General features: G+C 66.3%; 14 protein-coding genes and 1 pseudogene. 5 read left to right on the top strand and 10 right to left on the bottom strand.

The features are described from left to right. Nucleotides 1-7 precede the first annotated feature (7 nt). Nucleotides 8-433 (top strand): annotated as a pseudogene (locus ACFXKN_RS14160) (polysaccharide deacetylase family protein); the annotation flags it as partial. 1 nt (nt 434) lies between these two features. Here ACFXKN_RS14160 and ACFXKN_RS14155 read toward each other — a convergent pair. Further along, a complete protein-coding gene (locus ACFXKN_RS14155; protein ID WP_378941862.1) occupies nt 435-833 on the bottom strand; it encodes a winged helix-turn-helix transcriptional regulator in 399 nt (132 codons plus the stop codon). Nucleotides 834-918: 85 nt separating this feature from the next. Between ACFXKN_RS14155 and ACFXKN_RS14150 the strand changes: the two genes are divergently transcribed. Both ACFXKN_RS14150 and ACFXKN_RS14145 read left to right on the top strand, forming a co-directional pair. After that, the gene (locus tag ACFXKN_RS14150; protein WP_379433093.1) at nt 919-1,761 is read left to right on the top strand and encodes an SDR family oxidoreductase; all 843 of its coding nucleotides are present in this window, start codon (nt 919-921) and stop codon (nt 1,759-1,761) included. A 198-nt stretch (nt 1,762-1,959) separates the two neighbouring features. Further along, a complete protein-coding gene (locus ACFXKN_RS14145; protein ID WP_379433092.1) occupies nt 1,960-2,343 on the top strand; it encodes a MauE/DoxX family redox-associated membrane protein in 384 nt (127 codons plus the stop codon). Here the strand turns inward: ACFXKN_RS14145 and ACFXKN_RS14140 are convergent, their stop codons facing one another. Together ACFXKN_RS14140 and ACFXKN_RS14135 are read right to left on the bottom strand one after the other, a co-directional pair. After that, the gene (locus ACFXKN_RS14140; protein ID WP_379433091.1) at nt 2,344-2,721 is read right to left on the bottom strand and encodes a VOC family protein; all 378 of its coding nucleotides are present in this window, start codon (nt 2,719-2,721) and stop codon (nt 2,344-2,346) included. It abuts the gene before it with no gap. 92 nt (nt 2,722-2,813) lie between these two features. Next, nucleotides 2,814-3,359 carry a carboxymuconolactone decarboxylase family protein gene (locus ACFXKN_RS14135; protein WP_378941842.1) on the bottom strand — a complete coding sequence of 182 codons (546 nt, stop codon included), beginning with the start codon at nt 3,357-3,359 and terminating at the stop codon, nt 2,814-2,816. Between the two features lie 199 nt (nt 3,360-3,558). On the opposite strand from ACFXKN_RS14135, the gene ACFXKN_RS14130 reads away from it, so the two are divergent. Further along, complete coding sequence (locus tag ACFXKN_RS14130; protein WP_378941839.1) at nt 3,559-4,440, top strand: NERD domain-containing protein; 882 nt, start codon at nt 3,559-3,561, stop codon at nt 4,438-4,440. Here the strand turns inward: ACFXKN_RS14130 and ACFXKN_RS14125 are convergent, their stop codons facing one another. The 6 genes from ACFXKN_RS14125 to urtA form a co-directional block, all read right to left on the bottom strand. Beyond that, nucleotides 4,441-5,190 carry a GntR family transcriptional regulator gene (locus ACFXKN_RS14125; protein ID WP_379433090.1) on the bottom strand — a complete coding sequence of 250 codons (750 nt, stop codon included), beginning with the start codon at nt 5,188-5,190 and terminating at the stop codon, nt 4,441-4,443. A 14-nt stretch (nt 5,191-5,204) separates the two neighbouring features. Next, the gene (urtE, locus tag ACFXKN_RS14120; RefSeq protein ID WP_378916433.1) at nt 5,205-5,897 is read right to left on the bottom strand and encodes an urea ABC transporter ATP-binding subunit UrtE; all 693 of its coding nucleotides are present in this window, start codon (nt 5,895-5,897) and stop codon (nt 5,205-5,207) included. Further along, nucleotides 5,890-6,693 (bottom strand): urea ABC transporter ATP-binding protein UrtD, encoded by an 804-nt coding sequence (gene urtD / locus ACFXKN_RS14115; RefSeq protein ID WP_378941826.1) that lies wholly within the window; start codon nt 6,691-6,693, stop codon nt 5,890-5,892. Before urtD ends, urtE begins: the two co-directional genes overlap by 8 nt. Beyond that, nucleotides 6,690-7,793: an urea ABC transporter permease subunit UrtC gene (gene urtC, locus ACFXKN_RS14110; protein WP_379433089.1), complete on the bottom strand. Its 1,104-nt coding sequence runs from the start codon at nt 7,791-7,793 to the stop codon at nt 6,690-6,692. Before urtC ends, urtD begins: the two co-directional genes overlap by 4 nt. After that, nucleotides 7,790-8,674, bottom strand: coding sequence for an urea ABC transporter permease subunit UrtB (gene urtB, locus ACFXKN_RS14105; RefSeq protein ID WP_378941800.1), 885 nt, complete (start codon nt 8,672-8,674; stop codon nt 7,790-7,792). Before urtB ends, urtC begins: the two co-directional genes overlap by 4 nt. A 70-nt stretch (nt 8,675-8,744) precedes the next feature. Then, complete coding sequence (urtA, locus tag ACFXKN_RS14100; protein ID WP_378941793.1) at nt 8,745-9,995, bottom strand: urea ABC transporter substrate-binding protein; 1,251 nt, start codon at nt 9,993-9,995, stop codon at nt 8,745-8,747. 336 nt (nt 9,996-10,331) lie between these two features. Between urtA and ACFXKN_RS14095 the strand changes: the two genes are divergently transcribed. Then, nucleotides 10,332-12,161: an acyl-CoA dehydrogenase gene (locus ACFXKN_RS14095; protein ID WP_379433088.1), complete on the top strand. Its 1,830-nt coding sequence runs from the start codon at nt 10,332-10,334 to the stop codon at nt 12,159-12,161. An 11-nt stretch (nt 12,162-12,172) separates the two neighbouring features. On the opposite strand, the gene ramB is transcribed toward ACFXKN_RS14095, so the two are convergent. Further along, nucleotides 12,173-13,579, bottom strand: a complete 1,407-nt coding sequence (gene ramB, locus ACFXKN_RS14090; protein ID WP_378941779.1) for an acetate metabolism transcriptional regulator RamB — start codon at nt 13,577-13,579, stop codon at nt 12,173-12,175. Between the last annotated feature and the right edge of the window lie 66 nt (nt 13,580-13,645).

Raw genomic sequence — 13,645 nt, 5'->3', positions numbered from 1 at the left:
GGACAGCGCGGCGATCGTGGGAGCGGGCCACGAGATCGGGAATCATTCGTATTCGCACCGGCGCATGGTGCTGGTCTCCGGTGACACCGTGCGCGAGGAGATCGAACGGACCGACAGCGAGATCCGCCGCGCCGGCTATCCCGGACCGATCAGTTTCCGCCCGCCCTACGGCAAGAAGCTGTGGACGCTGCCGCACTATCTCGCCGACCACGATCGCACCACGGTGACCTGGGATGTCGATCCCGATTCCGCGGGTGGCGCGTCGCGCGAAGCCATCGTCGCCGACACCCTCGCCGAGACCCGGCCGGGCTCGATCATCTTGCTCCACGTCATGCACGGGGCCGAGTCCATTACCGCGGTGCCCGAGATCGTCGACACATTGCGTGCGCAGGGCTACCGATTCGTCACGGTCTCCGAGCTGCTCGCGCGTTGAGCTAGTCCTGGCCGATGGTCCCGGCGCGGTGGTAGCTGTCCTGTGCCGCGCGGACGGTGTCCATATTCGATTCCAGGACGACGATCAGTGACCGCAGATGGTCGGCGACCTCCGTGCCCAGCGCGGTGAGGGTGTATTCGACGCGGGGTGGGATCGCTTCCAATACCTCGCGATGGACCATGCCGTCGCGTTCCAGCGCCTGCAGGGTTTGCGAGAGCATGCGCTCGCTCACGCCGTCGACCCGGCGGCGCAGGGCGCTGAAGCGGACCGGGCCGTCGCGCAGCGCGACCATGGCCAGCACGCCCCACCGCCCGGCGATGTTCTGCAGGACCGGGCGGGAGGTGCAATTGCGCGCGAAGACGTCGGCTTCCAGCGTGGGGTCGTGGTCCGTCTCGGGCATGCGTCCATCATACCCACTTGACGCAAGTGCCCACTGAAGGCATAGTGCTTACTAATAGTTAGTACTTGTAGCGCTGGAGGTAACAATGACCGTGGCAGTGACAGCAGCAGGCGGACAGCTCGGCCGGTTGGTCGTGGAGGCTCTACTCGCCGCAGGGGAGCGGCCGGTCGCGATCGTGCGCGATCCGGGCAAGGTGGCCGATCTCGCCGCGCGAGGTGCCGACGTGCGGCAGGCGTCCTACGACGATCCGGCCGCCCTTGATGCCGCACTGGTGGGTGTGGACCGGGTGCTGCTGATCTCGGGCAATGAATTCGGGTCTCGAATTGCCCAGCACACCAATGTCATTCGGGCCGCCGAGCGCGCCGGTGTCGAACTGCTGGCCTACACCAGCATTCCCCGCGCCGAGAGCAATTCGATGCTGCTCGCCGCCGACCATCGGGGCACAGAAGAGGTGCTGGCGACCGCCTCGGTACCGACGGTGCTGCTGCGCAACAGCTGGTACTGGGAGAACTACGGCGGCGCCGTCGCGAACGCGGCACAGTCCGGCGTCCTGCACGGCGCGATGGCCACGGGCCGCGTCTCCGGCGCGGCGCGGGCCGACTACGCCGAGGCCGCCGCGCGCGTGCTCACCGGCGAGGGCCATGAGGGCCGGGTCTACGAACTGGGCGGTGACGAGGCGCTGACCGGCACGGATCTGGCGGCCGCGGTGACGGAGGCGAAGGGCGTCACGGTCCGCTACGAAAACCACACCCAAGACGACTACGCGGCGGCCCTACGCGCCGCGGGCCTCGAGGATCAGTACGCCGCCGTCCTCGCCGACGCCGACGCCCGCATCGGCGAAGGCTTGCTCGAGGTGAACACCGGCGACCTGACCAAACTCCTCGGCCGCCCGGCAACCTCCGCGGCCACCGTCTTCGCCCGCCAGTAATCCGGCTACTGCGTCGGCCCGATCACGCGGGCCGGCGCAGTGTGCGGTGATTGCCCAGCGACCACTGTCTCCGTCCTGATGACGAAAATCCACGGGTAATCACCGGGTGCGGGCAAATTTCCTACCGCCCGCCGCCCACGATCGCTCCTGGATCCTGGCCAGAAGCCACAGGGAGGCGGTCCTGCTACCGTCGGGACTGTGGCTGATCAAACTCCCCGTCGACGTGCGCACTACTGGTTGAGCGGACTGCTGCTCATGGTGGGCACAACGCACTTCGTCGCACCGAAGCAGTTCGACAAGATCGTGCCGTCCCAGCTGCCCGGCAACCCGCGGACCTACACGTATGCGTCCGGGGTTGCCGAGTTCGGGGTGGCGGCCGCGCTGGCGGTGCCGCGAACCCGCAGGCTCGGTGGGTGGCTGGCGGCGGCGCTGTTCGTCGGTGTCTTTCCAGCCAACATCAAGATGGCCGTGGATGTGGTCGGTAATCCGAAGGCGCCCAAGGCTTTCAAGGCCGGGGTGCTGGCGCGATTGCCGTTGCAGATCCCGATGATCGTGGCGGCGTTGCGGGTCGCGCGCCGCTGATCACACCCACTGCACGAGCTGAATGACGACCCCGTTCGGGTCGGTCATCTGGAAGTAGCGCTCGCCCCACTCCTCGGTTTCGATCGGCGTCTCGATCGGGACGCCCTCGGCGCGCAGCCGGTCGTATTCACGGTCGATCTCGTCGACGACGAAGACGATCAGCAGGCCGTCACCCGCGCTGCCCGCGATGCGGGCGGGTTTGAACGAGCCGAGGCCGGTGCGCAGGTAGATCACATCCATGCCCGCGTCGGCCCGTGTCAGCGCGACGAAGCCGTCGGCGGCCATCTTCTCGGCGAAGCCGAGGTGGTCGATCAGGAACTGGGCCGAGGCCTGTGGGTCGGCGACGTTGAGCGAGATGGCTGAAGCGGTGATCTGCATGGGTTCCCCTCGGTGACGATGAACTCCGTACGTTGTACGCCTTTACTGTGGGAGATCCCGCGACCCCTCGCCATATGACCTGGGTCACACCATCAGAACTTGTCGCGCTCGATCCGCAGGGTCGTGATGGTCGACGCCAGACCTTCGTACTGGTTGATCAGCAGCACGATCTCGATCAGTACCCGCTCGTCGTAGTGCTCGGCCAGGTCGGCCCACGCCGCGTCGTCCACATTCCGGGTGGTCACCAGCTGATCGACCACATTCAGCAAGGCCCGCTGCCGAGGTGTCCAGCCCTCGGCCTCGGGACCTGCGGCAACCCGCTCGATCTCGACGGCCGACAGTCCCGCCTTGCGCCCCAACCGGCGATGATGGTCGGCCTCGTAGTCGCACGCACGCAGCTGCGCGACGCGCAGGATCACCAGTTCGGCCTCGGCGCGCGGCAACTTGCCACCCGGCATCAGCTTGCCGGAGAAATGCAGCCAGCCGCGAAAGAGCCCGCCCGTGCGGCCGAGGGTGCTGAAAAGATGTGCGTCATCGGTGCCCGACGCGCGGGAAAGTACTTGCCAGACAGCCCAGTTGATCGGGCCGAGTTCGCCGAACCGTCCCGGCGAAACGCGTGGTCGGGGCGCTGAATCCATCTCTGGTCCACCTGTCTTCTCGAACATCGTCGGCCAGGATCGGAGCGTACTCGCCAGTATCCACTCGGGGGGCCAGTCCTGTATTCGTGCCGGTTTTCTTTGGTTTCCAGTGGTTTTCAGAACAGTTGCGCGTCATGATCGGTGAGTACCGCAGCGCGCAGCGGCGGTGTGAGGTCGCAGCAGTAGGGGAACATCGCACATGCTGGTTCGGATCAGACCGGGTGCCGAGCTCACCGGCGCCGAGCGCGAGCTCGTGGATTGCCTGCGCGCCTATCCGAGTACGGGGCTCGCGCTGGTCGATTGCCGGGTGGGTGACCGGCGCCTCGGCGCGGTGATCGTGACGCCGCGCGGCATCACGGTGCTCGAGGTGAAGGGCTTCCGGCGGCGGCAGAGCGGGCTGCTCACCACCACCGCCGACGGTGCGTGGATGATCAGCGACAGTCCGCTGGATTTAGACGCCGAGCCGTCGAACGGTCTCACCGATCGGGTCGAGCACGGGGTGCACGCGGTGCGGGTCGCGCAGGAACAGGCGTTGCAGGACAGCAGACACGTGTCCGGCGCGGTGGTGCTCGTGCCGTATCGCGGGGTGGTCGTCCGGCCCGCGCGTACCGCGCTGCGGCCGGGCCTCGATGTGCTGGTCGCGAACAGCGTTGACGCGCATGAACTGCGGGTATACCTCGAAGGGTTCTCGGCGGGGCCGCGCGAATGGACGATCGATCGGGTGCTCAACACCTGCGCGACGCTCGGGGTCGCGCAGGTGCCCTCGCGCGCCGAGCTGGCCGAGGAGGGTTTCGCGAGTAATAAGCCCGCGCCGACGCCGGTGGTGCCGCAGGTGCGCAAGTTCAGCGAGCCCGTCCCGCCCGCCGATCCGTCGCGCCGGGGAAAGTTCGTCGGCATCGCGCTGTTCGCCGCCGCACTGCTCGGCATCCTCGTCGTCTTCGTGGTGGTCGGCGCGGCGCTGTGGCAGGACTCGCCCGATCCGCGCCCGATGTCGGACACTTCGCAGACCTCGACGACCCGTGCGCCGACCTCGGCGACTCCGCGCAAGACAGAGTGCTGGCCGTTCCAGCAGGACTGTTGATCAATCCCGCACGGCGCGACCGAGTTTGGTGAAGGCGATCGCCTGTTCGGCCCGCACCCGAACGTGGGCGCGGGAGGATTCGATGTGGACGGTGAGGGTGTGCAGTGCCTGTTCGTCGTCGCCGGCCAGCACCTGTTCGGCGATCGTGATGTGATCGGCCGTCATGGCCGCGACCCGTTCGGCGGTGGGCACATCCATGGTGCGCACCGGGCGAACTCGCAGGTAGACGGCTGCCAATGCCTCGGCGAGGGCGGAATTGCCTGCCGCCCTGAGTAGTTCGGTGTGGAACCGCTCATCGGCGGCGACCAGCTCAGGTCCGGGTTCCGGTGGGGTGTCGCGGTATTCGAGCCAGCGGGCCAGCTCGCCGCGCACGGTGGGTAGGTCGTGCTCGGTCGGGATGTGTACCTGTACGGAACCACCGGCGGCGATGCGCTGAAAACCACGGGATTCCAGCACGATTCGCAATTCGTAGAGCTCGTCGAGTTCGTTCAGGCGTGGCCGGTACAGGTAGAGCCCGTCGGGATGGCGCTGCACGAGCCCGTCGGCCTGGAGCCGGGCCAGCGCCTCGCGCACCGGGGTGCGCGAGACGCCGTAGCGCTGAGCCAGTCGTTCGGCGCGCAGCCGTTCGGTCGGTGCCAGTTCCCCGGTGGCGAGGTCGTGGCGGAGTTCGTCGTAGACGCGCGCGGCCAGCGGTACCCGCCGCCTACCTGCGGCGGGACGTGTGTCCTCGCCCGATCCCCGCCCGGCCATCCGCGTCGCTGCGATCAGATCGCCATCGCCGCGCGGACCGCGGATTCCGCACCTGCCCCGCCTGCCCCGGTCGAGCCGAGATGCCCGGAGTGCAGCACGTAGTACTGCTGTGCCGCCTGCAGTGCGAAGCCGATGTGCTGCTCCACCAGCAGCACGCTCAAACCGCCGCGTTGCGTCAATTCGATGATGGTGCGCTCGATTTCGGCGACCACCGACGGCTGGATGCCCTCGGTCGGTTCGTCGAGGATGAGCAGCTTCGGCTCGGTGATCAGTGCCCGCGCGATGGCCAGCTGCTGACGTTGCCCGCCCGAGAGCAGGCCCGCCTTGCGGGTGAGCAGCTCACGCAGCGCGGGGAACAGATCGAGGGATTCGTCGATCAGCGCCTTGCCCCGTTTACGCCCGTCCGCGACCACCTGCAGGTTCTCGGCGGTGGTCAGCTGCCCGAAGCTCTGCTGACCCTGCGGCACGTAGCCGATGCCGCGTTTGACCCGTTGCGAGGGTGAGAGTTTGGTGATCTTCTCGCCGTCGAAGGTGATGGTCCCCGACTTGGTTGGCAGCAGACCGACAGCGGCGCGCAGCAGCGTGGTCTTGCCCGCACCGTTGTGGCCCATGATGGCGACGACGCTGTCGTCGGGCACGGTCATGCTGACGCCGTGGATGACCTCCGTGCGCCCGTAGCCGGAACGGATGTCGTGAAGTTCAAGCATCGGCCGACTCCTTGTCTGTCGCAGTCAGATTCGCGGTACCGAGGTAGACCTCCTGCACCTTCGGGTCGGCCTGCACCTGTTCGACGCTGCCCTCGCTGAGCACCTTGCCGCCCGCGAGCACGGTGACCGAGCTGGCGAAGGACCGCATGAAGTCCATGTCGTGCTCGACCACGATCACCACCCGGTCACCACCGATGCGGCGCAACAGGTTTCCGGTCTCCTCGCGCTCCTCGGCACTCATGCCTGCCACGGGCTCGTCGAGCAGCAGCACCGACGCGTTCTGCACGAGCAGCATGCCGATCTCGAGCCACTGCTTCTGCCCGTGCGCGAGTACCCCGGCGGGCTTGTCGCGCAGCGCGGTGAGACCCGTTGTCTCCAAAGCCTCTTCGATGCTCGGCAGCACCGACTTGCGGGTGCGCAGCAGCGACCATGCTGAACGTCCGGCGCCCGCGGCGATATCCAGGTTCTGCAACACCGTGAGCTGCTCGAACACACTGGCGGTCTGGAAGGTCCGCCCGATGCCGAGGCGCGCGATCTGGTGCACCTTCTTGCCGAGTAGTTCGGTGCCCGACTTCTGCGCCGAACCGGTAGCCGGGACGAGGCCGGTGATGGCGTCGATCAGTGTGGTCTTGCCCGCGCCGTTCGGGCCGATCAGGAACCGCAGGTCACCCTGCAGCACCGTGAGATCGACATCGGTGACTGCCTTGAAACCATCGAAACTGACCGAGAGACCACGGATTTCGAGGTAGTCGCTGTCCATGCCGGCGTTGCCGCCCGCTTTGGGTTCGTGTGTCATCGCGCTTGCACCTTCTCCTCGGTGGCGACGGCGGCGGGTTCTTCCGGTGCGGGTGGCAGCTTCTTGCGACTGTCGAGCCAGCCCTTCAGCATCGGCCACAGCCCGGCCAGACCGGCGGGGATGAACCCGACGACCACGATGAACAGCACGCCCTGCATGTAGGTCCAACCCGACGGGAACGACTCCGACAGCGAGGTCTGCGCCCAGGCCACCCCGATCGCACCGAGGATCGGTCCGAGCAGCGTGGTGCGGCCACCGATGGCGACGCCGATCAGGAAGGCGATCGACGGGATGACGCCGATATCGGCGGGGGAGATGATGCCGACGATCGGGGTGAACAGCGCACCGGCGATACCGGCCAGGAAGGCCGCCACCACATAGGCGACGATCTTGATATTGGCCGGGTCGTAGCCGAGGAAGCGCACGCGCTCCTCCGCGTCACGCACCGCGACCAGCAGTTCGCCGTAGCGGCTGCGATTGAGCTGACGGATCAGCGCCACCACCACGAGCAGCGTGCCCGCGGCGATGAAGAACAGCATCTGCCGGTTGACGGGGTCCGAGAGCCGGAATCCGAAGAAGGAGCGGAAGTCCGACAGGCCGGTGAAGCCGCCGATGGCCTGCTGACCGGTGAGCAGGATCGCCAGCGCCGCGGCCAGCGCCTGGCTCAGGATGGCGAAGTAGGCGCCGCGCACCCGGCGCTTGAACACGCCGTAACCGAGCACGGCGGCGACCAGCGCGGGCAGCACCAGGATGCCGAGAATGGCGACCGGCGCGGAACTGAACGGCTGCCAGAAACCGGGAAGTTCGCTGATGCCCGAGATCTCCATGAACTCGGGGACGTCGTTGCCGAGGCGCGCGGCGTCGGCGAGTTGCAGGTGCATGGCCATGATGTAGGCGCCGATGCCGAAGAACACGCCCTGACCCAGGGTGAGCATTCCGCCACGGCCCCAAGCCAATCCGATACCGGCCGCCACGATGGCGAAGCAGAGGAACTTGGCGAGCAGGTTGAGGCGGAAGTCGCTGAGTACCGCTGGTGCCACTGCGAACAGCAGGATGGCGGCGATCGCGAACCCGGCGAGGGGTGTAAGCCGATCTCTCATGCCAGGCTCCTCGTCCGCACGGTGAACAGGCCCTGCGGGCGGACCTGCAGGAAGATGACGATCAGCACGAACACGATCACCTTCGCGATGGACGCGGTGGTGGAGTATTCGATGAACGAGTTGAGCAGGCCGAGCGCGAACGCCGCGATCACCGTGCCCTTGATCTGGCCGAGGCCACCGATCACGACCACCAGGAACGCGTCGATCAAATAGCTCTGACCGATGGTGGGGCTCGTCGAACCGATCAGGGTGAGCGCCACACCGGCCACGCCGGCGAGCCCGGAGCCGATGAAGAACGTGCTGATATCGGTGAATCTGCTGGAGATGCCGCTGGTTTCGGCAAGCCCGCGGTTCTGCACGACGGCGCGAATCCGTCGGCCCATCGGCGTGGTCTTGAGCACGGCGGCCAGGGTGGTCACCGCGACGATCGCCAGCACGAGGATGAAGATGCGGGTCTTCGGCACGACCGCGCCCGCGATAGTGATTCCGCCACTGAGCCATTCGGGCACCAGCACGTTCTTGGCGGGTGCGCCGAAGATGTCACGCGCGGCCTGCTGCAGCACGAGCCCGACACCGAAGGTGACAAGCAGCGTGTCCAGTGGCCGGTCGTACATGTAGCGGATCAGCCCCATTTCCAGGGCGGCGCCGAGCAGGCCGCCGATGAGGAAGCCCATCAGCAGGGACACGACCAGCGAAACTCCGGCCGACGAGAAGATTTGTTGCACAACATAAGTGGTGTAGCAACCGGCCATGATGAATTCGCCGTGCGCCATATTGATGACGCCCATCTGACCGAAGGTCAGTGACAGGCCGAGCGCGGCGAGCAGAAGAATGGATCCCAGACTCAACCCGGTGAAGAGCTGACTGATCAGCACGTCCATTGCAGTGGACTCCTTGAAAATGGGGCGATGTGGGACGCGCGAGCCGCGCGTCCCACATCTATCGGGCTAGTTACTTCAGGCCCTTGGCCCACTCGTAGGACTTCAGGTACGGGTCCGGGGTGATGGCCTTGCCGGAATCCCAGACGGTGTAGATCAGGCCGTCGGGGCGGATCTCACCGATCCGGGCGGTCTTGGTGATGTGGTGGTTGGAGCCGTCGATGGTGACGGTGCCTTCCGGGGCGTCGAAGCTCACGCCGTCGGCCGCGGCCTGGATGTCGGCCACCGCGAACGACTTCGCCTTCTCGACGGTGTTCTTCCACAGGTAGACCGAGGCGTAGGCGGCTTCCATCGGGTCCGAGGTGGGCTTGTCGGCGCCGAAGGCGGCCTTGTAGTCGGCGACGAACTTCTTGTTCGCCGGGGAGTCGACGGTCTGGTAGTAGTTCCAGGCGGTCAGCTGGCCCGCGATGTTCTGCGCACCGATACCGGCGACCTCTTCCTCGGCGATCGACACCGAAACCACCGGCATCTCAGCGGCTTTCAGGCCCGCGTTGGTGTACTCGCGGAAGAAGGCGACGTTGGAGTCACCGTTGAGGGTGTTGAACACCGCGCCCGCCTTGGCGGCCCGCACCTTGTTGATGATGGTGGAGAAGTCGGTGGAGCCGAGCGGGGTGTAGTCCTCGCCCTTGATCTCGATGCCGTTGGCCGCGGCGTAGGCCTTGATCTCGCGGTTGGCGGTCTGCGGGAAGACGTAGTCGGAGCCGACCAGGTAGAGGGACGTGATGCCCTTCTGCTTCAGGTAGTCCAGCGCGGGGATGATCTGCTGGTTGGTGGTGGCGCCGGTGTAGAAGATGTTCTTGGAATCTTCCAGACCCTCGTACTGCACGGGGTAGTAGAGCAGCGAGTTCAGGTTCTCGAACTTGGGCTTCATGGCCTTACGGCTCGACGAGGTCCAGCCGCCGAATACCGAAGCGACACAGTCGGAGCTGATCAGCTTCTCCGCCTTCTCGGCGAAGGTCTTGGGGTCGGAGGCGCCGTCTTCGAGGACGATCTCGATCTTCTTGCCGAGCACACCGCCCGCCGCGTTGATCTGGTCGATCGCCAGCTTGGTCGAATTGGCCACGGTGACTTCGGAAATGGCCATGGTGCCCGACAGCGAGTGCAGCGAGCCCACCTTGATGGTGTCCTTGCTGGTGTCGACGCAGGAGGCAGCGGTCGAGCCGGTCGACGCGTCGTCGCGAGCACCACAGCCGGTGAGCAGCAGGCCGGCGACGGCCACCGCGGCAGGCACGACAAGTGCCTTGACCAAACGGGATTCAGACATGGGCGGTTCTCCTCATCAGGTGTAACGGTGGCGCCATACGCGCCACAACGAACACCGCCGCTGCTCCCGGCGACTGGATGTACACCGAGTTGTATACAGCTGCTGTATTCGTGATTCGAGACAGTAGATGGAACGTGTTGCACCCGAATGTCTCCCGGTCACGTGTCCGTTTCGTCTGTTTCATCCATGTGAATTCTTCGCCGGCGGTCTGCCGAAGGATCGGCTTGCCTACGGTTGCGTAGGGATGTGGCGATGCGGCACGCTTCGATTTGTACGACGTCGAGCAGCCGAGCCACACGGCAATCGGGCCGTGTGCGGTCAGTCGAGGAGGGCCCAGTGGGGCACTACAAGGCGAACGTGCGTGACATCGAGTTCAATCTGTTCGAGGTGCTGAACCTCGCCAAGCTCCTGGATACCGGCGCCTACGGCGACCTGGACTCCGATACGGTGCGCCAGCTCCTCGACGAGGTGAAACACCTGGCCGAGGGGCCGATCGCGGACTCGTTCGCCGAGGCCGACCGGCACCCGGTGGTCTTCCATCCCGATACCTATGAGATCACCGTGCCCGAACCGCTGCGCAAGACGGTGGACATGGTGCGCGAGGCGGGCTGGTACCGCCTCGGCATGCCGGCGGGCATGGACGGCACCGCCGCCCCGAACGCGCTGATGTGGGCGATCAACGAGCTCATCATCTGTGCCAATCCGGCGGCCAGCTTCTTCAATATGGGCCCGCTGATGGGCTCGGTGCTCTACGGGGTCGGCAACGACGAGCAGAAACGCTGGGCACGCGGCGGGTTCGAGCGCGGGTGGCAGGCCACCATGGTGCTCACCGAGCCCGATGCCGGATCCGATGTCGGCGCCGGCCGCACCAAGGCCGTGCCGCAGCCCGACGGGTCGTGGCACATCGAGGGCGTGAAACGGTTCATTTCCGGCGGTGACGTGGGTGATCTGGCGGAGAACATCGTCCACCTGGTGCTCGCGCGGCCGGAAGGAGCCGGTCCCGGCACCAAGGGGCTGTCGCTGTTCTATGTGCCGAAGTTCCTCTTCGATCCCGAGACGCTGGAACTGGGCGACCGCAATGGTGTCTATGTGACGGGTGTCGAGCACAAGATGGGGATCAAGTCATCGCCGACCTGCGAGATGACCTTCGGCGGCACCGCGGTGCCCGCCAAGGGCTGGCTGGTCGGCGATGTGCACAACGGCATCGCCCAGATGTTCAAGGTGATCGAGAACGCGCGGATGACGGTGGGTGTGAAGTCGTCGGGGACATTGTCGACCGGGTATCTGAACGCGCTGGAGTACGCCAAGACGCGGGTACAGGGCGCGGACCTGACGCAGATCGCCGACAAGGCGGCGCCGCGCGTCACCATTACCCATCACCCGGATGTCCGCCGGTCGCTGGCCATGCAGAAGGCCTACGCGGAGGGGCTGCGCGCGGTGTATCTGTATACCGCCGCACATCAGAACGAGGATGTGGCGCAGCTGGTATCCGGTGCCGATCCGGAGACCGCGCACCGCGTGGACGATCTGCTGCTGCCGATCGTCAAGGGCGTCGGATCCGAGCGCGCGTACCAGTTGCTCACCGAGTCGCTGCAGATCTTCGGTGGCTCCGGCTATCTGCAGGACTATCCGATCGAGCAGTACATCCGCGACGCCAAGATCGACTCCCTCTACGAGGGCACCACCGCGATCCAGGCCCAGGACTTCTTCTTCCGCAAGATCATTCGCGATCGCGGCGTCGCCTTGGCTCACGTGAACACCCAGATCAGCGTCTACCTGGACAACGACACCGGCCGCTTCGCCGCCGAGCGCGCGCTGCTGCGCACCGCCCAAGCCGACGTCGGCGCCATGGCCGCCACCCTCACCGGTTACGCCATGGCGGGCCAGACCGACCCCGCTGAGCTCTACAAGGTCGGCCTCGGCTCGGTCCGCTTCCTGATGTCGGTCGGCGACCTCCTCATCGCCTGGCGCCTGCTGGTCCAGGCCGACATCGCCGCCGCCGCACTGGCCGCGGAGGCCGCCCCGCAGGACCGTCCCTTCTACCAGGGCAAAGTCGCCGCGGCGAGCTTCTTCGCCAAGAACGTCCTGCCCGAACTCACCGCCACCAAGAACATCCTCGCCACCATCGACAACGACATCATGGCCGTCCCGGAGGAAGCCTTCTGAGCGGACTGTCGCTACTTGATGAGGTAGGGCGAGACCGAGCTGCGGTGTTCGCTGATGTCGAGGGCCTTGCCCAGTGGGGGGAAGGCGCGCTGGGGGCAGTTGGCGCGGACGCAGACTCGGCAGCCCGCGCCGATGGGGGTGGCCACGGCTTCGCCGAGATCGATGCCGTCGGCGTAGACGACGTGGCCGGCGTGGCGTAGTTCGCAGCCGAGGCCGATGGCGAAGGTCTTGCCGGGTTGGCCATAGCGGGTGGCGCGGCGTTCGACGGTGCGGGCGATCCAGAGGTATTTGCGGCCGTCGGGCATCTGGGCGATCTGGGTCATGATCTTGCCGGGGTAGGCGAAGGTCTCGTAGACGTTCCACAGCGGGCAGGTGCCGCCGCTGGCCGAGAAGTGGAAACCGGTGGCGGACTGGCGTTTCGACATATTGCCCGCCCGGTCGACGCGGACGAAGGAGAAGGGGACGCCGCGCAGGGTCGGTCGTTGCAGGGTGGACAGGCGGTGACAGATGGTTTCGAAACTCTGCGAGAAGAAGGCCGACAGGCGCTCGATGTCGTAGCGGAAGTTCTCGGCTACTTCGTGAAAGTGTGTGTACGGCAAGACCATCGCGGCCGCGAAGTAGTTCGCCAGGCCGAGCATCGCGAGTTTGTGCGAGGCGTCGGAGGCGAAATTGCCTTCCTCGACCAGTTTTTCGAGTAGTGGGCCGCACTCGAGGTAGGAGAGCTCGGCGGCGAGCTTGAAAGTGCGCTGGCCGCCGGACAGGTGCGGGGAGATCTCGAGCTGTTTGGTCTCGGGGTCGAAGTGGTGCAGCACGCCCTCGCCGAGGTCGATGCGCTCGCTGATCCGCACGCCGTGCGCGCGCAGCAGGCGCACGATCTCGGTGCTCACCTCGCCACCGTGGAATCGGATGCGGGCGGTGAGATCTTCCGCGGCGGTGTCCAATTCGTGGATGTAGTTCTGGCGCTGATAGAAGTAGTCGCGCACTTCCTCGTGCGGCTTGCTGATCGCGGCGCTGCCGGAACCGTCGGAGAACCGGTCCTCGGTGGCGGCGGCCAGCTGCGCGCTGGTGTTGCGGTAGCGGTTGTGCATGGCCACCAGGGCGCGTGCCATCGACGGATGCGCGGAGACCATGTCGGCGATCTGCTGGGTGTCGGCCTCGATGCCGAGCTCGGCGTCCATCACGACTTCGGACAGCTCGGCGATCAGGCGGGTGTCGTCCTGGGCGGAGAAGAAGGTGGGGTCGACGCCGAAGACCTCGTTGATGCGCGTCAGCACCGGCACGGTGAGCGGTCGCACGTCGTGTTCGATCTGGTTGAGGTAGCTGGCCGAGATCTCCAACTTCTGCGCGAGCGCGACCTGGCTCAGCCCACGCTCGGTGCGCAGCTGGCGCAGCCGCGCTCCGACATAGGTCTTGGCCATATGTCCAGTTTAAGGGCGATTTCGCAGGCTTGCCAAAGGATTCTTAACAACGGGCTCGAGCTCTGT

The sequence above is a fragment of the Nocardia sp. NPDC059195 genome, from assembly GCF_042754695.1.
Taxonomy (GTDB): Bacteria; Actinomycetota; Actinomycetes; order Mycobacteriales; family Mycobacteriaceae; genus Nocardia.
Note: the sequence above shows the minus strand (reverse complement) of the source record. Positions and strands in the feature narration are given on the sequence as shown.